General features: G+C 72.4%; 20 protein-coding genes and 1 riboswitch. Of the genes, 12 read left to right on the plus strand and 8 right to left on the minus strand.

Features of this window, described 5'->3' with window-relative positions:
* Nucleotides 1–16: 16 nt before the first annotated feature.
* Nucleotides 17–1027 carry a tryptophan--tRNA ligase gene (trpS, locus tag ACWC21_RS31400; protein ID WP_450886781.1) on the minus strand — a complete coding sequence of 337 codons (1011 nt, stop codon included), beginning with the start codon at nucleotides 1025–1027 and terminating at the stop codon, nucleotides 17–19.
* Between the two features lie 188 nt (nucleotides 1028–1215).
* Between trpS and ACWC21_RS31405 the strand changes: the two genes are divergently transcribed.
* The gene (locus ACWC21_RS31405) at nucleotides 1216–1893 is read left to right on the plus strand and encodes a hypothetical protein (protein ID WP_450886695.1); all 678 of its coding nucleotides are present in this window, start codon (nucleotides 1216–1218) and stop codon (nucleotides 1891–1893) included.
* Between the two features lie 17 nt (nucleotides 1894–1910).
* Here ACWC21_RS31405 and ACWC21_RS31410 read toward each other — a convergent pair whose 3' ends face one another.
* The gene (locus tag ACWC21_RS31410; RefSeq protein WP_450886696.1) at nucleotides 1911–3362 is read right to left on the minus strand and encodes a glycine hydroxymethyltransferase; all 1452 of its coding nucleotides are present in this window, start codon (nucleotides 3360–3362) and stop codon (nucleotides 1911–1913) included.
* A 41-nt stretch (nucleotides 3363–3403) separates the two neighbouring features.
* A riboswitch (ZMP/ZTP riboswitch) is annotated at nucleotides 3404–3493 on the minus strand.
* A 58-nt stretch (nucleotides 3494–3551) separates the two neighbouring features.
* On the minus strand, nucleotides 3552–4028 hold the full coding sequence (locus tag ACWC21_RS31415) for a MarR family winged helix-turn-helix transcriptional regulator (RefSeq protein WP_450886698.1): 477 nt from the start codon (nucleotides 4026–4028) through the stop codon (nucleotides 3552–3554).
* Nucleotides 4029–4070: 42 nt separating this feature from the next.
* On the opposite strand from ACWC21_RS31415, the gene ACWC21_RS31420 reads away from it, so the two are divergent.
* Entirely contained in the window at nucleotides 4071–5033 is a 963-nt protein-coding gene (locus ACWC21_RS31420; RefSeq protein WP_450886699.1) for an alpha/beta hydrolase, read from the plus strand.
* Here the strand turns inward: ACWC21_RS31420 and ACWC21_RS31425 are convergent.
* Both ACWC21_RS31425 and ACWC21_RS31430 read right to left on the minus strand, forming a co-directional pair.
* Nucleotides 4990–6174, minus strand: coding sequence for a glutathionylspermidine synthase family protein (locus ACWC21_RS31425; protein WP_450886700.1), 1185 nt, complete (start codon nucleotides 6172–6174; stop codon nucleotides 4990–4992). The genes ACWC21_RS31420 and ACWC21_RS31425 overlap by 44 nt on opposite strands.
* A 24-nt stretch (nucleotides 6175–6198) precedes the next feature.
* Nucleotides 6199–6555: a hypothetical protein gene (locus ACWC21_RS31430; RefSeq protein ID WP_450886702.1), complete on the minus strand. Its 357-nt coding sequence runs from the start codon at nucleotides 6553–6555 to the stop codon at nucleotides 6199–6201.
* 119 nt (nucleotides 6556–6674) lie between these two features.
* Between ACWC21_RS31430 and ACWC21_RS31435 the strand changes: the two genes are divergently transcribed.
* The 7 genes from ACWC21_RS31435 to ACWC21_RS31465 all read left to right on the plus strand — a co-directional run bounded on the left by ACWC21_RS31435 (nucleotide 6675) and on the right by ACWC21_RS31465 (nucleotide 15801).
* Nucleotides 6675–7499 carry a hypothetical protein gene (locus ACWC21_RS31435; protein WP_450886783.1) on the plus strand — a complete coding sequence of 275 codons (825 nt, stop codon included), beginning with the start codon at nucleotides 6675–6677 and terminating at the stop codon, nucleotides 7497–7499.
* Nucleotides 7500–7684: 185 nt separating this feature from the next.
* Nucleotides 7685–8293 carry an antibiotic biosynthesis monooxygenase gene (locus ACWC21_RS31440; protein ID WP_450886703.1) on the plus strand — a complete coding sequence of 203 codons (609 nt, stop codon included), beginning with the start codon at nucleotides 7685–7687 and terminating at the stop codon, nucleotides 8291–8293.
* 30 nt (nucleotides 8294–8323) lie between these two features.
* Entirely contained in the window at nucleotides 8324–10603 is a 2280-nt protein-coding gene (gene pabB / locus ACWC21_RS31445) for an aminodeoxychorismate synthase component I (RefSeq protein WP_450886705.1), read from the plus strand.
* Nucleotides 10600–12135, plus strand: coding sequence for an AMP-binding protein (locus ACWC21_RS31450; RefSeq protein ID WP_450886707.1), 1536 nt, complete (start codon nucleotides 10600–10602; stop codon nucleotides 12133–12135). The genes pabB and ACWC21_RS31450 overlap by 4 nt, the downstream gene beginning before the upstream one ends.
* 41 nt (nucleotides 12136–12176) lie before the next feature.
* Nucleotides 12177–13742: a class I adenylate-forming enzyme family protein gene (locus ACWC21_RS31455; RefSeq protein ID WP_450886708.1), complete on the plus strand. Its 1566-nt coding sequence runs from the start codon at nucleotides 12177–12179 to the stop codon at nucleotides 13740–13742.
* On the plus strand, nucleotides 13739–14974 hold the full coding sequence (locus ACWC21_RS31460) for an FAD-dependent monooxygenase (protein ID WP_450886710.1): 1236 nt from the start codon (nucleotides 13739–13741) through the stop codon (nucleotides 14972–14974). The genes ACWC21_RS31455 and ACWC21_RS31460 overlap by 4 nt, the downstream gene beginning before the upstream one ends.
* Nucleotides 14975–14988: 14 nt before the next feature.
* Entirely contained in the window at nucleotides 14989–15801 is an 813-nt protein-coding gene (locus ACWC21_RS31465) for an aminotransferase class IV (protein WP_450886712.1), read from the plus strand.
* A 90-nt stretch (nucleotides 15802–15891) separates the two neighbouring features.
* Here the strand turns inward: ACWC21_RS31465 and ACWC21_RS31470 are convergent, their stop codons facing one another.
* Complete coding sequence (locus tag ACWC21_RS31470) at nucleotides 15892–16383, minus strand: carboxymuconolactone decarboxylase family protein (protein ID WP_450886714.1); 492 nt, start codon at nucleotides 16381–16383, stop codon at nucleotides 15892–15894.
* A gap of 69 nt (nucleotides 16384–16452) precedes the next feature.
* Nucleotides 16453–17844 (minus strand): MocR-like pyridoxine biosynthesis transcription factor PdxR, encoded by a 1392-nt coding sequence (pdxR, locus tag ACWC21_RS31475; protein ID WP_450886715.1) that lies wholly within the window; start codon nucleotides 17842–17844, stop codon nucleotides 16453–16455.
* Nucleotides 17845–17891: 47 nt separating this feature from the next.
* On the opposite strand from pdxR, the gene ACWC21_RS31480 reads away from it, so the two are divergent.
* From ACWC21_RS31480 to ACWC21_RS31490, 3 genes are read left to right on the plus strand one after another with little or no spacing between them, the layout of a single operon-like run.
* Nucleotides 17892–18389 carry a carboxymuconolactone decarboxylase family protein gene (locus ACWC21_RS31480; RefSeq protein WP_450886717.1) on the plus strand — a complete coding sequence of 166 codons (498 nt, stop codon included), beginning with the start codon at nucleotides 17892–17894 and terminating at the stop codon, nucleotides 18387–18389.
* A complete protein-coding gene (locus ACWC21_RS31485; protein ID WP_450886718.1) occupies nucleotides 18386–18829 on the plus strand; it encodes a carboxymuconolactone decarboxylase family protein in 444 nt (147 codons plus the stop codon). The genes ACWC21_RS31480 and ACWC21_RS31485 overlap by 4 nt, the downstream gene beginning before the upstream one ends.
* Entirely contained in the window at nucleotides 18826–19545 is a 720-nt protein-coding gene (locus ACWC21_RS31490) for an isocitrate lyase/PEP mutase family protein (protein ID WP_450886719.1), read from the plus strand. Before ACWC21_RS31485 ends, ACWC21_RS31490 begins: the two co-directional genes overlap by 4 nt.
* A 3-nt stretch (nucleotides 19546–19548) precedes the next feature.
* On the opposite strand, the gene ACWC21_RS31495 is transcribed toward ACWC21_RS31490, so the two are convergent.
* On the minus strand, nucleotides 19549–20511 hold the full coding sequence (locus ACWC21_RS31495; protein ID WP_450886721.1) for an ABC transporter substrate-binding protein: 963 nt from the start codon (nucleotides 20509–20511) through the stop codon (nucleotides 19549–19551).

Below are 20511 nucleotides of genomic sequence, written 5' to 3' on the forward strand. Positions count from 1 at the left end.
TGTGCGGTCGTGCGCCTCAGTGCTTCGCGGGCAGGAAACCCACCCGGTCGTACGCCTGAGCGAGCGTCTCCGCCGCCACGGCACGCGCCTTCTCCGCGCCCTTGGCCAGGATCGAGTCCAGCGTCTCCGGGTCGTCCAGGTACTGCTGGGTGCGCTCCCGGAACGGCGTCACGAACTCGACCATCACATCGGCGAGGTCCGTCTTCAGCGCGCCGTACATCTTGCCCTCGTAGTCCCGCTCGAGCTCGGCGATCGACCTGCCGGTGAGCGTGGAGTAGATGGTGAGGAGGTTCGACACCCCCGGCTTGTCCGCCACGTCGTAGCGGATCACCGTGTCCGTGTCGGTGACGGCGCTCCTGACCTTCTTCGCGCTGGCCTTCGGCTCGTCCAGGAGACTGATGACGCCCTTCGGCGTGGCCGCCGACTTGCTCATCTTGACGGTCGGGTCCTGGAGGTCGTAGATCTTCGCCGTCTCCTTGAGGATGTACGGCCTCGGGACGGTGAAGGTCTCGCCGAACCGGCCGTTGAAGCGCTCGGCGAGGTCACGGGTGAGCTCGACGTGCTGGCGCTGGTCCTCGCCGACGGGGACCTCGTGGGCCTGGTACAGCAGGATGTCCGCGACCTGCAGGACCGGGTACGTGAACAGGCCGACGGATGCGCGGTCGGCGCCCTGCCGGGCGGCCTTGTCCTTGAACTGGGTCATGCGGGACGCCTCGCCGAAGCCGGTGAGGCAGTTCATGACCCAGGCGAGCTGGGCGTGCTCGGGGACATGGCTCTGGACGAACAGGGTGCAGCGGTCCGGGTCGAGCCCGGCCGCCAGCAGCTGGGCGGCGGCCAGCCGGGTGTTCGCACGCAGGTCCGCGGGGTCCTGCGGGACCGTGATCGCGTGCAGGTCGACGACCATGTAGAACGCGTCGTGGCTCTCCTGCAGGGCCACCCACTGGCGCACGGCGCCGAGGTAGTTGCCGAGGTGGAACGAGCCTGCGGTGGGCTGGATTCCGGAGAGCACGCGCAAAGGATGCTGCATGGCGGAGCCATTCCCCTGGGGGTGGGGGTGGGCGACGGGCGGGCGGTCAGTGGCCATGCTCACCATTCTCTCAGGTTCCGGGGCCCGATCCGGAACTGGTCCGGAACAGAAGGGACTCGACCTGTCCGCGGTGGTGTAACAAGGGGGTGGCATGCGCGGGGCACCGGCGGCGTACCCGGGGGGGGACGATGGCAAGGCACGGGCACGGGCGCGGCGGGCGCCGGCGGGTGCGGACGGCATGGCCGGCGGCAACGGCGTGCGCGCTCGTCCTGACCGGGGCGTCCGGGGCGCGGGCGGCGGACCGCCCCGACGTGGCGATGATCGTCCCGAACGGCGCGGGCGGCACGACGACGAGCCTGCGCTCCGGGGATCCCGGCTTCGCCCGGCTGTGGAAGTTGCTGCAGCCGACGTACACGGGGACCGAGCCGGTGCCCACGGCCTGGTCCCAGGGGCGGTATCCGGCCGTGCGGCTCACCGTGGTGTGGGGCCTGACCGGGGTCGGCGGATGGCCGCAGACCCACCGGGCGCCGGGCGGGGACGTGGCCGTCGAGCGGCAGGACCAGCTGATCCTGGCGCGGGACGGCACGCCCTGGGTGCGCACCGATCCGGCACCTCAGACGCAGGACGACGACGTCCGGTGGCACCGGGCGCCGCGGGCGCTCTACGACCGGCTGGCCGGGGACGGCTTCATGCCCGAGGGCCACGACGCGTCCGGTGGCGGGCACCGGTCCGGTGATCCCCTGTGGTGGGCGGCCGGAGGGCTCGCCGCCGGGTTCGCGGGCGGCTTCCTGGCGCGCCGCACGGCGGCCCGGCGGGAGGCCGGACCGCCGCGGGAGGAGCCACGGCAGGAGCTGATCGATCTCTGAGCTCCGGGGGAGGCCGGTCAGCCCAGGTCGATCTCCGGGTACAGCGGGAAGCCCGACACGAGGTCCGTCGCCCGCTGGGAGATCTCGTCCGCCACCTTCGGGTCCAGGACGTGGGAGGCCTTGGAGGGGGCGCCCGACTTGGTGGTGCCGGGCTCGGTGGTGGTCAGGACACGGTCGATGAGGCCGGCGACCTCGTCCATCTCGGCCGTGCCCAGACCGCGGGTGGTCAGCGCGGGGGTGCCGATGCGGATGCCGGAGGTGTACCAGGCGCCGTTGGGGTCGGCGGGGATGGCGTTGCGGTTGGTGACGATGCCCGAGTCGAGGAGGGCCGCCTCGGCCTGGCGGCCGGTGAGGCCGTAGGAGCCGGCGACGTCGATCAGGTTGAGGTGGTTGTCGGTGCCGCCGGTGACGAGGGTGGCGCCACGGCGGATCAGGCCCTCGGCGAGTGCGCGGGAGTTGTCCACGATGCGCTGGGCGTAGTCCTGGAAGGCGGGCTGCCGGGCCTCGGCGAGGGCGACGGCCTTCGCGGCCATGACGTGCGGGAGCGGGCCGCCCAGCACCATCGGGCAGCCGCGGTCGACCTGGTCCTTGAGGGAGTCGTCGCACAGGACCATGCCGCCGCGCGGGCCGCGCAGGGACTTGTGGGTCGTGGTCGTCACGATCTGGGCGTGCGGGACCGGGTCGAAGTCGCCGGTGAGGACCTTGCCCGCGACCAGGCCCGCGAAGTGGGCCATGTCGACCATGAGCGTGGCGCCGACCTCGTCGGCGATCTCACGCATGGTCCGGAAGTTCACCAGGCGGGGGTAGGCCGAGTAGCCCGCGACGATGATCAGGGGCTTGAACTCGCGCGCCTGGGCGCGCAGGGCGTCGTAGTCGATCAGGCCGGTCGCGGGGTCCGTGCCGTAGGAGCGCTGGTCGAACATCTTGCCGGAGATGTTCGGGCGGAAGCCGTGGGTGAGGTGGCCGCCGGCGTCCAGGGACATGCCGAGCATGCGCTGGTTGCCGAAGGCCTGGCGCAGCTCGGCCCAGTCGGCCTCGGTGAGGTCGTTGACCTGGCGGGCGCCGGTCTTCTCCAGGAACGGCACCTCCACGCGGTCGGCGAGTACGGCCCAGAAGGCGACGAGGTTGGCGTCGATGCCGGAGTGCGGCTGGACGTAGGCGTGGCGGGCGCCGAAGAGCTCACGGGCGTGCTCGGCGGCCAGCGACTCCACCGTGTCGACGTTGCGGCAGCCCGCGTAGAAGCGGCGGCCGACGGTGCCCTCGGCGTACTTGTCGCTGAACCAGTTGCCCATGGCCAGCAGCGTGGCCGGGGAGGCGTAGTTCTCGGAGGCGATCAGCTTGAGCATCTCGCGCTGGTCGGCGACCTCCTGGCCGATGGCGTCGGCGACCCGGGGCTCGACGGCGCGGACCACGTCGAGGGCGGCGCGGAAGGCGGTGGACTCGGTGGAGAGGGGCTGCTGCTCTGGCATGTCGGCCTCCGGACGGCGTTTTCGTACGGCGTTCGCGTTCACGGTTCGGCCCAGGCGCACGGCACTCGTTTCCGACGGGACCGCTCCCCGATGGTCCATCCCATCCAAGCGCGCCAGTCACGGCCCGGCGATCAGCCTACCGGGCGGTCCGGGTGGTACCGGTACCGCGTCCACCATGCGAGCGTGGCGTCAGCCTGTGGGCATGCCGGTCTGGGCGCGCTCCAGTGCGGAGCGAAGCTTGGCGAGGGTCTGCGCGACGGCCGGCATCGAGGGGTCGTCGAGGGTGTCCGCGAGCAGTTCGGCCAGGCGCTCGGTGAAGGTGCCCTCCGCCGCGTCGACCAGTTCCCGGCCGTCGTCGGTCAGCGCCAGCAGCGATGACCGGCGGTCCGACGGATTGGGGTGCCGCGCGACCCATCCGTGTCTCTCCAGACGGTCGACGCCCTTGCTGGTCGCCCCGATGCCGACGGCGAACGCGGCGGCGAGGTCCGCAACCCGGGACCCGGGGTGGTCGCGGAGGTGGCGCAGGAACTCGAACTGCGACGTGACGATGCCGTGCCGTTCGCGCAGAGGGTCGTTGAGGGCGTTGTAGAGCCGCGTCTCGCAGCGGACGAGGTCGGAGAAGAAGCCCGGGAGGTCGGTGCCGCCATCGGTTGATTTATATGTCACGGCATATAGTGTACCGGCATCTACTTACGATGGGAGCATGGGATGAGCAGGGAACAGCGCGCGGCGATCGACGCGATGCTGCGGCAGCCCCGGTCCGAGGAGTCCCGGTCCGACGAGCCCCGGTCGGTCGAGGAGATGCGGGCCTGGTTCAGGGCGATGATGGCCGAGATGATCGTCCCCGAGGGAATACGCACCACGGCGACGGCGCTGGGCCCCCGCCCCGCGCTGCTCGTCGAGCCGGTCGGCGGTCCCCGCGCAGGAACGATCCTGTACTTCCATGGCGGCGCCTACGTCTTCGGTTCGCCCCACACCGCGCTGTCGCTGACGGGCAATCTGGTGGCCAGGACGGGGTTCAGGGCCTTGTCGCTGGACTACCGGCTCGCGCCGGAGCACCCGTACCCGGCCGCGATCGAGGACGCGCTGAGCGCCTACCGCGCCCTCCTCGACGGCGGCGAGGACCCTTCGGCCATCGCGTTCGCCGGCGACTCCGCCGGGGGTGGTCTCACCGTCACCACCTGCCTCGCCGCCCGGGACGCGGGCCTGCCGATGCCCGCGGCGATCGTGGCGTTCTCCCCCGCACTCGACGCCACCCGGACCGGGGAGAGCATGGACACCAAGGCAGGCCTCGACCCGTACTTCACGCGCGAGAGCCTGGGACACACCGGGGCCATGTACCTCGCGGGGCAGGACCCGCACCATCCGATGCTGAGCCCCGCCGTACTCGCCGACCTGACCGGCCTCCCGCCGATGCTGCTGCAGGCGGGCACCAACGAACTGCTCCTGGACGACTCCACTCGTATGGCCGCGCGGGCGAGGGCCTTCGGCGTGGACGCCGTCCTCGACGTCACCGCGGACGTGCCCCACGTGTTCCAGGCGTTCGCCGGCGTCCTCGAGGAGGCGGACGAGGCACTGGACCGGGCGGCCCTCTTCCTGGGCCAGCGCGTCCGGACCACGGGTCCTTCTACGGGATCACATGGGGCACGAAGCGTGCGTACTCGTCCGTGATCAGGCCCGAGGACTCCCGGATGCCCAGCCCCGCCGGCTCGTTCCCGACCACCCAGGCGCCGAGGACGACGCGGTTGCCGTCGAAGTCCGGCAGGGGCGCCAGCCGCTGGTAGCAGCAGGCCTCCTCGCGCACCACCGCCTCGGCGCCCGGTTCGTGGACCGTCACTCCCTCGCCCTCGCGGCCGAGCAGGGGCTTGGCGACGTAACCGGTGGTCGTGGCGAGGTCGCGCGGACCGTCCAGATAGGCGGGGAGGAGGTGGGGGTGGCCGGGGTGGAGCTCCCAGAGGATCGCCAGCAGGGCCTTGTTGCTCAGCAGCATCTTCCAGGCGGGCTCGATCCACAGGGTGCTGCCGGTGCCGCCGCCGTTGTCGAGGGTGTCCAGGACGTGTCCGGCGAAGGCGTCGGTGGTGAGCCACTCCCACGGGTACAGCTTGAAGACGGCGCGGATGAAGCGGAGGTCGTTGTCGACGAAGCGGCCGGACAGGGTGTCCCAGCCGATCTCCTCCATGGAGATCCAGTCGGTGTCCAGGCCGGCCTGCTCCGCGGTCTCCTTCAGGTAGGCGACCGTCATCAGGTCCTCGCCGAGTTCGTCGGCCGAGGAGTGCGCGAAGTGCAGCGGGCTGCCGGGCGGGAGGAGCGCGGACTGCTTCCGCCAGGCGGCGACGAGGCGTTCGTGCAGGCTGTTCCACTGGTCGGCGCCGGGGAAGCGGTCCTCCATCCAGAACCACTGCGCCGATGCGGCCTCCACCAGCGAGGTGGGGGTGTCGGCGTTGTACTCCAGCAGCTTGGCCGGGCCGGTGCCGTCGTAGCGCAGGTCGAAGCGGCCGTAGACGGAGGGCAGTTCGGCGCGGCGGTGCCAGGCCTCGGCGACCGCGTGCGCCACCCGGGGGTCGGTGATGCCGAGGTCGGCGAAGCGGCCTGCCGTGACAATGTGGTCGGCCGCCGCCAGGCACATGCCGTGCAGCTCCTCGACCACCTCCTCCAGGGCCTCGACCTCGTCGAGGGTGAAGGCGTAGTAGGCGCTCTCGTCCCAGTACGGGCGCAGGGAGCCGTCGGGGTACCGGGTGAGGGGGTAGATCAGGCCCTGTTCCTCGACGGTGCGCTGCCAGCCGGGGCGGGGGGCGATGGTGTGGCGTTCCATGCGGGGTCCGGGTCCGGATCGGCCTCAGCCGCCGGAGCCGCCCTTGCCGCCGCCGAAGCCGCCGCGGTGGACTCCGGAGCGGTGGTTGTCGTCGTCCGAGCCGCCCGACCCCTTGCCGGACTTGGTGAAGGAGCCGCCGTCGACCCAGCCGCTCTTCTTCTTGCCGCCGTAGTACCAGGTGCCGTTGACGGCGGTCTTGGTGCTGCCGGACTTGCAGTTCTTGTCGGACACGACCTTGTAGCCCTTGGCCACGTTGTAGCTGCCGCGGTCCACGCAGCGCTTGTCGGGGTCGGAGGAGCAGGCGGTGAGGGCGGCTGCCAGGACGCCCACGCCGCCGAGGACGACCGCGGTGGAGCGGAGTTGGCTTCGCGTGTTCGCCATGTTTCGTGTTCTCCCCGTTTATGTCCGGTACCGCAGCAAGCCTAGAGATCGGTGAGAGCGCGTTGGAGCCCGGGGGCCTGTTTTGGTCACTCCCCTACAGTCACTCCGTGCTCTTCGGAATGGTGTGCGCGCTCGGCGCGGCGGTCTGCTTCGGTACGGCGACGGTGTGGCAGGCGGTGGCCGCGCGGGCGGCGGCCACCGGTGGACGTGGCGGGGACGCGGCGCTGCTGCTGCGGGCGCTGGGGCAGTGGCGGTACGCGGCCGGGCTGGCGCTGGACGGGCTCGGGTTCGTGCTGCAGGTCGTGGCGCTGCGGTCGGTGCCGATCTACGCCGTGGGCGCGGCGCTCGCCGCCAGCCTGGCGGTGACCGCGGTGGTCGCGGCGCGACTGCTGCGGGTGCGGCTGAGCGGGGTCGAGTGGGCGGCGGTCGCGGTGGTGTGCGCGGGGCTGGCGATGCTGGGACTGGCCTCGGGGACGGAGGGTGACCGGAGCGGGCCGGCGGCGCTGAAGTGGGTGCTGCTCGGGACCGCCTCGGGGGTGCTGCTGCTGGGCCTGGCCGGCGGGCGGCTGCCCGAGCGGGGGCGGGCGCTGCTGCTCGGCCTGGGGGCGGGGTTCGGGTTCGGGGTGGTGGAGGTGGCGGTGCGGCTGGTCGGCTCCCCGCGGCCGGCCGACCTGGTCGCCGATCCGGCGGCGTACGCCCTGCTGCTGGGCGGGGGCGCCGCGTTCCTGCTGCTGACCTCGGCGCTGCAGCGGGGCTCGGTGACGGTCGCCACCGCCGGGATGGTCGTCGGGGAGACACTCGGTCCGGCGGCCGTGGGCGTGGTGTGGCTCGGCGACCGGACCCGGGAGGGGCTGGCGTGGCTGGCCGTGCTGGGGTTCCTCGTCGCGGTGGCGGGCGCGCTGGCACTGGCCCGGTTCGGGGAGGCGCCGGCCGAGGCGGCCTGACGCGCGGCCGCGGCCTCGGCAATTTCCGCTGGTAAATCGGCCGGTCGGCCACTGATTTCCGGCGCTTTTTATCCTTTACCTTTTCCAGCCTTTGCGGCAAGCGCTTGCATAAGGTTACGAACCGGACACGCAAAAAAGTCCGTTGAATCTTGAACACCGCACAGTTTCTTCACGTACTCGACGGTGTGACCAGTAATCCCGTCACCGTCACCGTGGCCTATCACGTGACGCCGGGCCGTGAGGCCGACTTCCACTCCTTGGGGTGGGCCATGCTCGGCGCGAGTTCACGGCAGCCGGGCTTCATGGGAGGAGGTGTCCTTGTCGACCAGGAGGCCGAGTGGCATGTCGTCTATCGCTTCGCCAGCGAGGACGCGGCTCTGGGCTGGGAGATCTCCCGCGACCGGAAGCAGTGGGACGCCCGCGCGACGGGGGTCGCGCGGGAGACCGGCCGCCAGAGCGTACGGGGTGCGAAGGCATGGTTCGACGCCCAGGCCCCCCGGCCCGTGTCACCGGCCCCCGCACCCGCGCCGCCGGCCGCACCGGTCCCCCCGGCGAAATGGAAACTCTGGTTCGTGAACATGAGTGCGGTTTTTCCACCGGTACTCCTGTTCAATCTGATCGTGCTCCCCTATCTCGGCGGCCTCAATCCGATCGTTCGTACGCTCCTGTTGTGCCTGTGTGTGACGGCTCTCGTCACCTGGATTCTCATGCCGCGACTTCAGCGTTTCCTCAAGAAATGGCTGTATCCGCCGCTCCAGGCGCTCCGTGGACGGCACAAACGACGGACCGCGTAGACCCGGGAACGACCCAAGGGAGGTGGGCGGGTGAAGACCCTGCTCATCGACAATTTCGACTCGTACACGTACAACCTGTTCCAGCTGATCGCCGAGGTGAACGGCGAGGAGCCGGTGGTGATCCGCAATGACGCCCCGGCCGGCTCGGTACCGGACCTCGCGGAGTTCGACAACGTGGTGGTGTCACCGGGTCCGGGACATCCTGCCGAGTCCCGCGACTTCGGCATCAGCTCACGGTTGATCGCGGAGTCGAGGCTTCCCGTGCTCGGCGTCTGTCTGGGCCACCAGGGCATAGCCCTCGGGGAGAGCGGCCGGGTGCTGCCCGCCCCGGAGCCCCGGCACGGGCACCTGACCGCGGTCCGGCACGACGGACAGGACCTGTTCCGGGGTCTGCCGCAGAACTTCACCGCGGTCCGCTACCACTCGCTGTCCGTGCACGAACCGCTGCCCGAGACCCTCGAGGCCACGGCCTGGGCCGAGGACGGTGTGCTGATGGGGCTGCGGCACCGCAGCCGGCCCCTGTGGGGGGTGCAGTTCCACCCGGAGTCCGTCCTCACCGACTACGGCCACCGCATGCTGGTGAACTTCCGCAACCTCACGGCCGAACTCGCCCGCAAACCCCGCACCAAGAACACCGCGGTCACCCCGATCTCCCGCACCTCGCCGGGCCCGTCGGTCACGACCATCCCCCAGCCCCGGCGCGTCGGCCGCCCGGTCCACCGTCTGCACACCCGGCGCATCGCCACCGCCGTGGACGCCGAGGCCGCCTTCACCCGGATGTACGCCGACTCCCCGCGGGCGTTCTGGCTGGACAGTTCCCTGGTCGAGCCGGGGCGCTCCCGCTTCTCCTTCTTCGGCGACGACAGCGGCCCGCTCTCCGAGTTCGTGCGGTACGACGTCGCGTCCGGCCGCTGCGAGATCGAGCGGGCCGGACGGCCGCCGCGCAAGGTCACGGCGAGCGTCTTCGACTACCTCAGGCGGCAGTTGACGAACCGGCAGGTGGACGCCACCGGGCTGCCCTTCGACTTCACCTGCGGCTACGTCGGCTACTTCGGCTACGAGACGAAGGCCGACTGCGGATCGCCGAACCGCCACCGGGCGACGACCCCGGACGCCTGCTGGCTGTTCGCCGACCGGCTGATCGTGGTCGACCACGAGGAGGGGTTCACCTACGCCGTCTGCCTGGCGGAGGACACCCCGCAGGCCACCCTGGAGGCCGCGGACTGGCTGCAGAGCGCGGTGGCCCACCTCACCTTCGTGGCCCCGGACTCCGACGCACGGGCACTGCCCGGCCCCACCGCCCCGGATCTCACCGCCGCCGAGCCGTGGCTGGTCCGCGACCGGACGACGTACCTCGCGGACATCGAGGCCTGCCAGGACGAACTGCGCAAGGGCACCAGTTACGAGGTCTGCCTGACCAACACGGCCCGGCTGCCCGCGCCGTCCGACGCCTACGACTTCTACCGGGCGCTGCGCCGCGTCAACCCGGCGCCGTACGCGGCGTTCCTCAGGTTCGGCGACCTCGACGTGGCCGGCTCCTCGCCCGAGCGGTTCCTGCGCGTCACCCGGGACGGGACCGCCGAGGCCAAGCCCATCAAGGGCACCGCGCCGCGCGGCGGCACCCCGGCGGAGGACGCCCGGCTGCGGGACGCGCTCGCGACGGACGCCAAGACCCGCGCCGAGAACCTGATGATCGTCGACCTGCTCCGCAACGACCTGGGCCAGGTCTGCCGCACCGGGACGGTCCGGGTCTCCCGGCTCATGGCCACCGAGACGTACGCCACCGTCCACCAGCTCGTCTCCACCGTCGAGGGACGGCTGCGCGAGGGCACGCACGCCGTGGACTGCGTCCGCGCCTGCTTCCCCGGCGGGTCGATGACCGGTGCGCCCAAGCTGCGCACGATGGAGATCATCGACTCCCTGGAGACCGAGGCCCGCGGCGTCTACTCCGGTGCCCTCGGCTACCTGGGGTGCAGCGGCGGCGCGGACCTCAGCATCGTGATTCGCACCGCCGTCCTCGCGGACGGTCTGCTGCACCTGGGGGCCGGCGGGGCCATCGTCCTCGACTCCGACCCGGTCGCCGAGTACGACGAGATGCTGCTCAAGACGGCGGCCCAGATGCGGGCCCTGCGGGCCATGCGGGAACAGCCGGCGGCGGTCGCGCCCCGGGAGGCGGTACGGGTGACGACCCTCCAGGACATGGGAGCGGCCACCGCACCGGCGGACGCCCGCCGGGAACCCGCCCCGCGCGTCCGCCCCCGCCGTGAGCCCGCCGCCCTCCCGGCCGTCGTAGAGGAGCCCGCCCGATGACCGCTCCCACCCTGCGGCCCTTCCGCGGCCCGGTCGCGCCCGACGCCGACGCGCCCGGCAACCTCGCGGCACAGCTCGCCGCGCTGGCCGAGCGGCGCGGATGGACCGGGCGGACCGCCTTCCACCAGGGGCACCGGATCTGGACCCACGGCGAGGTGCACGCCCTCGCGGCCCGTGCGGCGAGCGTCCTCGCCGGTGCGGGCGTGCGGCCCGGCGACCGGGTGCTGCTGGCGCTGCCCGACGGCATCGCCTGGGTGACGGCGTTCCTGGCCACCGCCCGCCTGGGCGCCGTGGCCGTGCTGGTCAACCCCGAACTCCCGGCGGCCGAGCACACGTTCATGGCCGAGGACTCGGCCGCCGTGCTGTGTGTGACCGGGACCGGCCTCGAGGGCCGGTTCGGCGGCCGGCCCCGGCTCGGCGCCGACCGGCTGCTGGCGCTCAGCCCCACCGCCGAGCCGGCCGACGCCCACCCGGTCGGCGCGCACACCCCGCTGTACGTCCAGTACACCTCCGGCACCACGGGCCGCCCCAAGGGGGCGGTGCACGTGCACGCCGATCCGAAGACGTACCACGACCTCATCGGCCGGCGGCTGCTGCGGATCACCGAGGACGACGTCACGCTGTCGGTGTCCAAGCTCTACTTCGCCTACGGGTTCGGCAACGCCTTCGTCTTCCCGCTGTTCTCCGGCTCGTCCGCCGTGCTGGTGGACGGGCGTCCGACCCCGGCCGCCGTGGACGGACTCGTGGCCCGGCACCGGGTGACCCTGCTGTACTCCGTGCCGTCCGCGTACGCCGCGCTGGTCGCCGACCGGGGCAACGGCCACGAGGCCTGCTTCGCCTCGGTACGGGCCGCGGTCTCGGCCGGCGAGGGGCTGCCCGAGGGCCTCGGCCGGCAGGTGACCGAGCTGCTCGGCGCTCCGGTGCTGGAGCAGATCGGCTCCACCGAGGCCGGGCACGCCTTCTGCGCCAACGGCCTCGGCCACAACCACCCGGGCACCGTGGGCCGCCCGGTACCCGGCTTCGAGGTGGAGCTGCGCGACAGCGCCGGGCGCCCGGTGCCGGACGGCGCGGAGGGCGAACTCTGGGTGCGCGGGCCGACGATCACGCCCGGCTACCTGAACCGGCCCGAGGAGACGGCGCGCACCCTGACCGGCGGCTGGCTGGCCACCCACGACCGGGCACGCCGCGAACCGGACGGCACCTTCCGGCACCTCGGCCGCACCGACGACATGGAGATGGTCGGCGGCATCACCGTCTCCCCGCTGGAGGTGGAGGCCGTGCTGCGCACCCATCCGGCGGTACGGGAGGTCGCGGTGGTGGCGGTCGCCGACGGATCCGGCGCCGGCCGGCTGCGGGCCTTCGTGGTGTCTGCCGCGGCACCGCAGCCGGGCCTGCAGGAGGACCTGATCCGGCTGGCCCGGGAGCGTCTGGCCGCCTTCAAGGTCCCCAGAAGCGTCAGCTTCGTCCCCTCGCTCCCGCGCACGTCCACCGGAAAGCTCCGCCGCCACCTGGTCCGGCGGGGCGCGTGGTGAGCGTGGCGGACGTGGTGACCATGGCAGAAAGGAACGGCCGCATGGCCCGACAGCCCCTGCTCGCCGACCGCGCGTTCTGTCTGGGCCCCGTCTTCCGGGACGCCGCCGACCGCCACGGTGCCGTCTTCGTCACCCTGGACCGGCCGCTGGACGTCAGCCCCGAGCTCGGCGTCGACCTCACCTACCGGGCGCTGGCCGACGTGGTCGAGGAGCTGTCCGGCCGGCTGTGGGAGGCCGGGGTACGGCCCTCGGAGCAAGTGGCCCTCCACAAGTCGGACAACGTCGACATCGTGCTGCTGACCTGCGCGGTCTCCCGGATCGGCGCCGTTCCCGTACTGCTCTCGCCGGGTCTGGCCGGCCCGGTCGTCGGACAGCTGCTCCAGCGGCTGCGGCGCCCCTGGCTGATCACCGACCGGGCGAAGCTGGAGGGCCCGCTCGGGGAGATCGGCCTCGCCCCGCTGGTACGGCGGACGCTGTCCGTGGACGACGCGCCCGGCGCCGAACCGCTGCGGAAGTACGCCGGTGCCCGGCCGCCCGCGCCGGTACGGCTCCACCCCCGCGAGCCGTCCCTCATCACGCACAGCTCCGGCACCACCGGCGTTCCCAAGCTCGCCGTGCACTGCGCGAACACGATGTGGAACCGGCTGGTCCCGCAGAAGGCGATGGGCTGGCCCACCCGCGGTGAGACCGCCGCGCTGCACATGTCCTTCGTGCACTCGCGCTTCTACCACCTGCTCGGCGTGCTGCTGCGCTTCGGCAGCCCGCTGGTGCTGATCACCGACCCGGACCCGGCCGCGGTGGGACCGCTGCTGGCCCGGCACCGGCCCGGGATCGTCGAGACCCACCCCAACACGTTCGTGCTGTGGGAGGAGCTGGCCGACGCGCCGGGGGCGCCGCTGTCCAGGGTGCGGTCGTACGGCTCGACGTTCGACGCCATCCATCCGCGGACCGTACGGCGGCTGCTGGACGCCTCCAGACGCCGTACGCCCTGGCTGATCCAGCTGTACGGGCAGAGCGAGACGGGCCCCGTCGCCTTCCAGTGGTTCACCCGGCGCAGCGCGGCCCGCGCGGACGGCCGCCGGGTCGGCACCGGGATACCCGGCTTCACCCGGGTCCGCGTCACCGCCCCCGACGGCAGCCGGGCCAGGCCCGGGGTGCCCGGCCGGATCGAGGCCCGCACGCGGGGCCGCATCCTCACCTACCTCGGCGCCCGGGAGCAGTACGAGCGCCAACTGGACGGGGAATGGTGGCAGATGGGCGACGTGGGCTTCCGGACCCGGCTGGGCGCCCTGCACCTGATGGACCGTGAGGTCGATCGGATCGACTCCGTGCACAGCAATCTGGAGGTCGAGGACACGCTGATGGACCGCCTGGAGGAGCTGCGTGAGGTGGTCATCGTGCCGGGCGCGGGCCGGGAGCCGGTGCCGGTGGTGTGTGTCCGGGGTGAGCGGCCACTGGATCCGGAACGCTGGCGGGAGGCCACGGCCGACCTGCCCGCGATGGCCGAGCCCCGGCAGTGGCGGTTCGAGGAGCTGCCGATGACCGCCACGTGGAAGGTGAAGCGGGTGGAGATCAGCCGCATGCTGGCCGAGAGAGCCACGGCGTGATCCCGGTCGTCGTGGTGGGCGCCGGTCCGGTGGGCCTGTCGGCGGCGCTCGCGCTGCGCGCCCACGATCTGCCGGTCGTGCTGCTGGAAGCGGACCCGGAGGGCCGCCGGCGTCCCGGCAGCCGCGCGCTGTTCGTGCACCGGGAGACGCTGCGGCTGCTCGACGGGATGCGTCCGGGGCTGGCCGCCGAGATCAGCGGGTACGGGCGCACCTGGCACACCCGGCGGACCCTGTACCGCGGCCGTGAGGTCTACTCGCGCACCTTCCCGCCGCCGTCCGGTCTGCCGCCCTTCACCAGCCTGCGCCAGGTCGACACCGAACGGTTCCTGCTCGACGCCTGCCGGGCGGCCGGGGTGGAGTTCGTCTGGGACGCGGAGGTGACGGGTGTGCGGACCGGTCCCGGGGAGGCCGTGCTGACCACCCGGGACGGGCGGGTCTTCGGCGCCCGTCACGTCATCGCCGCGGACGGGGCGCGCTCGGCGGTCCGGGCGGCGCTGGGCATCCGTATGGAGGGCTCGCACGGGGACGGTTTCCACGTCGTCGTGGACGTGGCCGACGTGCCGGGCGCCGAGCTGCCGCTGGAGCGGGTCTTCCACTACGAGCATCCGGGGCTCGGCCGGCGCAGCGTGATGCGGGTGCCGTTCACCGGCGGCTTCCAGGTAGACCTGCAGTGCCGGGACGACGACGCGTGGGAGGAGTACGGCACCGAGGAGGCGGTGCGGCGGTGGCTGCCCGCGGTGGTCGGTGAGGGGTACGCGGAGCGGATCCTGTGGGTGTCGACGTACCGCTTCCTGCGCAAGGTCGCGGCCTCCTTCACCGATCCGCACGGGCGTGTGCTGCTCGTCGGCGAGGCGGCGCACCTCTTCCCGCCGTTCGGGGCGCGGGGTATGAACAGTGGGATCGCCGACGCGGCAGCGGCGGCTGAGGCTGTCGCGGCCGAGGCGGCTGAGGCTGTCGCGGCCGGGGCGGCTGAGGCTGTCGCTGCCGGGGCGGAGGTCGGCGCGGCGGGGGCGGTGGCGGCCTTCGCCGAGGTTCGGCGGGCGGCGGGGCTGTTCAACAGCGCGGCCGCCGGTGCGGCCCTGGAGCATCTGCGGCCGCACCGGCGGGTCGTCCGGGTCAAGCAGCGTGCGGCGGCTGCCCTCGCGCCGGTGCTGCCCTGGTGCGGATCGTGGCTGGAGCACGCACCGTACGGGCCGCGGCACGGGGCACCGGCGGTCGGCGGCAAGTACTGAGGAGGCGAGCGGCTGTGACAGGACCGGCGACCTTGGAAGGTCTTCTGACGTGGACGCCCCGCGGTGGGCTGACGGCCGGGCCGGTGGACGGCGGGCGGCTGCTCGTCGCGGACTCCTGGCTGGTGCGTGACGGCCGGGTGCGCGGTTTCAGCCGGCACCGGGAGCGCTTCCTGCGGGCCTGTGGCGAGTGCGACGGGCCGTCGCTGCGCCGGCTCCTGGAGTTCTGGCAGGACATGACGGCCGCGCTGCCGCGCACGGGCGAGTGGTTTCCCAGAGTCGAACTCACCGCGGAGTCGGGAGAGTTGCGGCTGCTGCTGCGTCACGCTCCGCCCCTCGGCACGGAGATACGGGTGTGGGCGGCGGGGCAGTGCGACCCGCGGACGCTTCCCCGCCGCAAGGGCCCGGACCTGGATGTCCTGGCCCGTGTCCGGCGGCGGGCGGCCGCCGCGGACGCCGAGGAGGCGGTGCTGGTCACGCCGTCCGGTGTGGTGCTGGAGTCGGCCACCGCCAGCGTGCTGTGGTGGGAGGACGGCACGTTGTGCCTGCCCACGCCGCGGCTGCCCGTGCTGCCCGGTGTGACCGTCGGCCTCATCCAGGAACGGGCCCTGCGCTCCGGCATCCGGGTCGCCCACCGCGAGCGGACGCTGACCGAACTGGACGGCCGTGAGGTGTGGCTGGTCAACGCGCTGCACGGCATCCGGCCCGTGACCGGGTGGACGGGCGGGACCGACGGGAGCGACGTGCCGATGCGCGCGGCCGAGCCGGTGCGCGCGCCGGAATGGCGGGAATGGCTGGACGGCCTCATGGAGCCGCTGCCGGGCGACTGACTTTCCGCTGCCCCGGCCAGGAAAAACAACGCCGGATCGAAAAGTATTCGACCCGGCGTGTTTTTCGCTGCCCTGCTTCAGTTGTTCCGTTCAGTGTTTCTGCGGGACGGGCTGATAAGCCCCCGGAATCATCCGTGTCGCGATCGCGATCCGGTTGTAGGCGTTGATGACGGTGGCCGCCCAGATCAGTGCCGCGATCTGGTTCTCGTCGAAGACCGCGGCCGCCTCGGCGTAGACCGCGTCGGGTACGTGCCCGTCGTGCACCAGGGTCACGGCCTCGGTCAACGCCAGTGCGGCGCGCTCGCGTCCGTTGAAAAAGGGTGTCTCGCGCCATGCGTTCAGGGCGTAGATCCGCTGCTCGGTCTCACCCTTGGCGCGGGCGTCCTTGGTGTGCATGTCGAGGCAGAAGGCGCACCCGTTGATCTGGGAGGCGCGAATCCGGACCAGTTCCAGGATTTCCGGTTCGACCTTCGCGTCCTGGGCGGCGGAAACGGCGGCGCCATGCAGTGCGCCCATGGCCGCGGACACGTCGGGGGTGATTTTCTTCAGGGCCACGCGGGATACGGAATCGCTAGTGCTCATGAGGTGACTCTAATACTCCCGCACACCGAAATGAATTCCGGACCGGAAAACACGCCCGATCATTCCCGATCATTCGGACAGCACGGCGCACAACGCGTCCAGCGCTCCGGACCACGCGTGGTCCGGGGGTGTCCCGTAGCCCACGACCAGCGCGTCGGGCTGCTCACCGGTCGCCTCCGGGTGCCGGTAGCGGCGCAGGCCGTGCACCGCGAGTGAGTGCCAGGCCGCCGCCCGCAGTGCCGCCTGTTCGGTGCCGGGCGGGAGCCGCAGCACCACGTGCAGGCCCGCGGCGATGCCGGTGGCGCGGACCGCGGGGGCCCGCCCGGCGAGTTCGGCCACCAGGGCGTCGCGGCGGCGCCGGTAGCGCAGCCGGGAGGAGCGGACGTGGCGGTCGTAGGCACCGGAGTCGAGGAACTCGGCGAGGGTCAGCTGGTCCAGTACCCCGCAGGTGTCGATGCGGCCCTTGGCCGCCACGGCCGGGGCCACCAGTTCCGGCGGCAGCACCATCCAGGCCAGCCGAAGGCCGGGGGCCAGGGACTTGCTGGCGGTGCCCACGTAGACGACGTGGTCGGGGTCGAGCCCCTGCAGGGCGCCGACCGGCTGGCGGTCGTAGCGGAACTCCCCGTCGTAGTCGTCCTCCAGGACCAGCCCGCCGGTGCGCCGCGCCCACTCCACGACGGCCGCCCGCCGGTCGGGGTGCAGGGCCGCGCCCATCGGGAACTGGTGGGCGGGGGTGAGCAGTACGGCCTCGGCGGACCCCGGTGCGCGGGTGTCGGTGCCCAGTTCGTCGTACGGCAGTGGCAGTGTGGCCAGTCCCGCGTCGGTCAGCAGCTTCCAGTGGGTGTCGAGGCCGTACGACTCGACCGCCACGGTCCGTACCCCGCGGGCGCGCAGTACCGTGCCGAGGATCCGCAGCCCGTGCGAGAAGCCGGCGCAGACGACGATGGCGTCCGGATCGGCGCGTACGCCCCGGGAGCGGGCGAGGTAGCCGGCGAGGGCGGTGCGCAGTTCGGGGCGGCCCCGGGGGTCGCCGTAGTCGAGGGCGTCGCTGGGTGCGGCGGTCAGGGCGCGGCGGGCGGCCCTGAGCCACTCGGCGCGGGGGAAGGCGGCGACGTCGGGGGCGCCGGGAAGGAGGCTGTAGGCCGAGCGGTGGCGGCCGCGGCGGAGGGGCGCCGTCGCCGCTGGTGGGGCCACCGCGAGCTCGGACACCCGCGTGCCCGAACCCTGCCGGGCGGTGAGCCAGCCCTCGGCGACCAGGTCGCCGTAGGCGTCGGCGACGGTGTTGCGGGCGATGCCCAGGTCGGCGGCGAGGGTGCGCGAGGAGGGCAGCCGGGTGCCGGGGGCGAGGCGGCCGGTGCGGACGGCGTCCCGCAGGGCGTCGGTGAGACCCCGGCGCAGACCGTGTGAGCGGGCCGGTTCCAGGTGCAGGTCGATGCCCGCAGTGGCCCAGGTTTTCGCCATGGAAATGGACCATACTCCTGGGCTGCCCCGCTCCTAGGGTCGAGGACATGAGCACAGAGGAAACCGTCGAGTACGCCCGCGAACACCCGCCCCGCCTCCGCTGGGCCCAGCACGCCCCCGAGGTCTACAAGGCGATGGTCCGGCTGGAGACCGCCGCCAGGAAGGGCCTGGACCCGAAGCTGTACGAGCTGGTGAAGATCCGCGCCTCGCAGCTCAACCACTGCGCGTTCTGCCTCGACATGCACACCAAGGACGCCCTCGCGGCCGGCGAGAGCGTCGAACGGATCGTGCAGCTCAGCGCCTGGCAGGAGTCGCGGCACTTCTACACGGAGAAGGAGCTCGCGGCGATCGAGCTGACCGAGGCCGTCACGGTCCTCACGGACGGGTTCGTGCCGGACGAGGTGTACGAGCGGGCCGCCGAGCGGTTCGAGGAGGCCGAGCTGGCGCAGCTGATCGCCGCGATCACGGTGATCAACGCGTGGAACCGGTTCGGGGTCACCACCCGCATGACCCCGGGCCACTGCGAGCCGGGACAGTTCGAGTGAGCCGTACACAGCTGCTGGACCGCGAGGTCGCGACGGCCATGTCGGCGCTGAGCGCGGCGGCGAAGAAGGGGCTCGGCGACCCGGTCCTCGCCGAGCTGGTCATGATCCGCGCCTCGCAGCTCAACCACTGCGCGTTCTGCCTCGACATGCACCTGCAGGTGGCCCGGAAGAACGGGGAGTCGGAGGACCGCGTCCAACTGCTGAACGCCTGGGAGGAGGCCGAGGGCCTCTACAGCGAGCGGGAGCGTTCGGCGCTGGCCCTGACGGAGGCGGTCACCGTCCTCACGGAGGGCTTCGTACCGGACGAGGTGTACGAGAGGGCGGCCAAGCACTTCGGCGAGTCCGAACTCGCCCACCTCATCGGCCTGATCAGCGCCATCAACGGCTGGAACCGGCTCATGGTGAGCCGCCGCGTCCCGCCGGGAGGTTACCGGCCATGAGAAAAGTGGACGTCTTGCGGTCCCTGCACCGGCGACGCGCCCCCGGCGACCCTCTCGTGCTCCCAGGCCCCTGGGACGCGGCCGGTGCGCGGGTGTTCACCGAGGCCGGGTTCCCGGCGCTGGCCACACCGAGCGCCGGGATCGCCGCCTCCCTCGGGTACGCGGACGGGGCCGTCCCGGCCGGCGAGATGTTCGCCGCGGTGGCGCGCATCGCCCGTGCCGTGGACGTGCCGGTGTCGGCGGACGTCGAGGACGGCTACGGGCTGCCGCCGAAGGAGCTGGTGGAGCGGCTGCTGGAGGCGGGCGCCGTGGGGTGCAACCTCGAGGACTCCCACCGGGGTGTCCTCGAGGACCCGCACGAGCACGCCGACCGGCTGGCCGAGGTGCGGTCGGCCGCGGCCGGCGAGCTGTTCGTCAACGCCCGGATCGACACGTTCGCGCGCGGGGTCACCGATCCCGCACAGGCGATCCAGCGGGCCGCGCTCTACGTCGCCGCGGGAGCCGAGTGCGTGTACCCGATCTTCGCCCCGGCGTCCGTGCTGCCGCTGCTGCGGTCCGGCATCCAGGGGCCGATCAACATGATGGCCCGGCTGGACGGCGAGGGCCCCTCGCCCGCCGAACTCGGCGGACTCGGGGCCACCCGCGTCACGTTCGGGCCCGGACTCCAGCGGCGGTCCGTGCAGGCGCTGCGGGAGATCGCGGACGGGTTGCGGTAGGGCTCAGGACAGCCACGCCTTCCACCTGGAGGGGTGGCTGTCGACCCACTTCTTCGCCGCGTCCTCGGGTGTCATCTTCTGGTCGGCGATCATCAGGGAGACCTCGTTCTGGTCCTCCGTGGTCCACTTGAACTTCTTCAGGAAGGCGGCCGCCTTGCCGCCCGACTTCGCGAAGTCCGCGTTGAGGTACTTCTGCAGCGGGGTGTGCGGGTAGGCGCAGGCGACCTTCGCCGCGTCCGCGTCGCAGCCCTCCTTGTACGGCGGCAGCTTCACCTCGGTCATCGGGACCTTCTTGAACACCCACTGCGGCTCGTACCAGTAGGTGAGGAAGGGCTTCTTCTCCTTGGCGAACTGCTTCATCTGGGTGATCTGGGCCGCCTCGGAACCGGCGAAGACGACCTGGTAGTCCAGCTTCAGGTTCTTCACCAGTGCCTTGTCGTTGGTGACGTAGGACGGTGAGCCGTCCATGAGCTGGCCCTTGCCGCCGCTCTCCGGGGTGCGGAAGAGGGAGGCGTACTTGTTCAGGTTCTTCCAGTTGGTGATGTCCGGGTGCTGCTTGACCAGGTAGGTCGGTACGAACCAGCCGATGTGCCCGGTCACCCCCAGGCCGCCGCCGCGCGCGATGGTCTTCTTGTCGTCGACGTACCGCTTCTCCTGGTCGGGGTGGCCCCAGTCCTCCAGGATGGCGTCGACCCGGCCCTGGCTGAGCGCGTCCCAGGCGGGGACCTCGTCGACCTGGACGGTGTCCACGCGGTAGCCGAGCTTGTGCTCCAGCAGGTACTGGGCGACGGCCACGTTGGACTGGGCGCCGACCCAGGACTGCACGGACAGGGTGACCGTCTTGGACCCCTGGGCGTTGGCGAACGGCGAGGCCTGCTTGGTCATGTCGGCGGCGCCGCAGCCGGTCAGCAGCGACAGGGCCGCGGCCGAGGAGACGGCCAGGGCCGTCCTGCGGTGGATCCTCAT

It is taken from the genome of Streptomyces sp. NPDC001348, from assembly GCF_053597535.1.

Coding starts and splice junctions, on each gene's coding strand:
- trpS (WP_450886781.1), bottom strand. CDS start 1,027: ATGCAGCATCCTTTGCGCGTGCTCTCCGGAATCCAGCCCACCGCAGGC.
- ACWC21_RS31405 (WP_450886695.1), top strand. CDS start 1,216: ATGGCAAGGCACGGGCACGGGCGCGGCGGGCGCCGGCGGGTGCGGACG.
- ACWC21_RS31410 (WP_450886696.1), bottom strand. CDS start 3,362: ATGCCAGAGCAGCAGCCCCTCTCCACCGAGTCCACCGCCTTCCGCGCC.
- ACWC21_RS31420 (WP_450886699.1), top strand. CDS start 4,071: ATGAGCAGGGAACAGCGCGCGGCGATCGACGCGATGCTGCGGCAGCCC.
- ACWC21_RS31425 (WP_450886700.1), bottom strand. CDS start 6,174: ATGGAACGCCACACCATCGCCCCCCGCCCCGGCTGGCAGCGCACCGTC.
- ACWC21_RS31430 (WP_450886702.1), bottom strand. CDS start 6,555: ATGGCGAACACGCGAAGCCAACTCCGCTCCACCGCGGTCGTCCTCGGC.
- ACWC21_RS31435 (WP_450886783.1), top strand. CDS start 6,675: ATGGTGTGCGCGCTCGGCGCGGCGGTCTGCTTCGGTACGGCGACGGTG.
- ACWC21_RS31450 (WP_450886707.1), top strand. CDS start 10,600: ATGACCGCTCCCACCCTGCGGCCCTTCCGCGGCCCGGTCGCGCCCGAC.
- ACWC21_RS31455 (WP_450886708.1), top strand. CDS start 12,177: ATGGCCCGACAGCCCCTGCTCGCCGACCGCGCGTTCTGTCTGGGCCCC.
- ACWC21_RS31470 (WP_450886714.1), bottom strand. CDS start 16,383: ATGAGCACTAGCGATTCCGTATCCCGCGTGGCCCTGAAGAAAATCACC.
- pdxR (WP_450886715.1), bottom strand. CDS start 17,844: ATGGCGAAAACCTGGGCCACTGCGGGCATCGACCTGCACCTGGAACCG.
- ACWC21_RS31480 (WP_450886717.1), top strand. CDS start 17,892: ATGAGCACAGAGGAAACCGTCGAGTACGCCCGCGAACACCCGCCCCGC.
- ACWC21_RS31490 (WP_450886719.1), top strand. CDS start 18,826: ATGAGAAAAGTGGACGTCTTGCGGTCCCTGCACCGGCGACGCGCCCCC.
- ACWC21_RS31495 (WP_450886721.1), bottom strand. CDS start 20,511: ATGAGGATCCACCGCAGGACGGCCCTGGCCGTCTCCTCGGCCGCGGCC.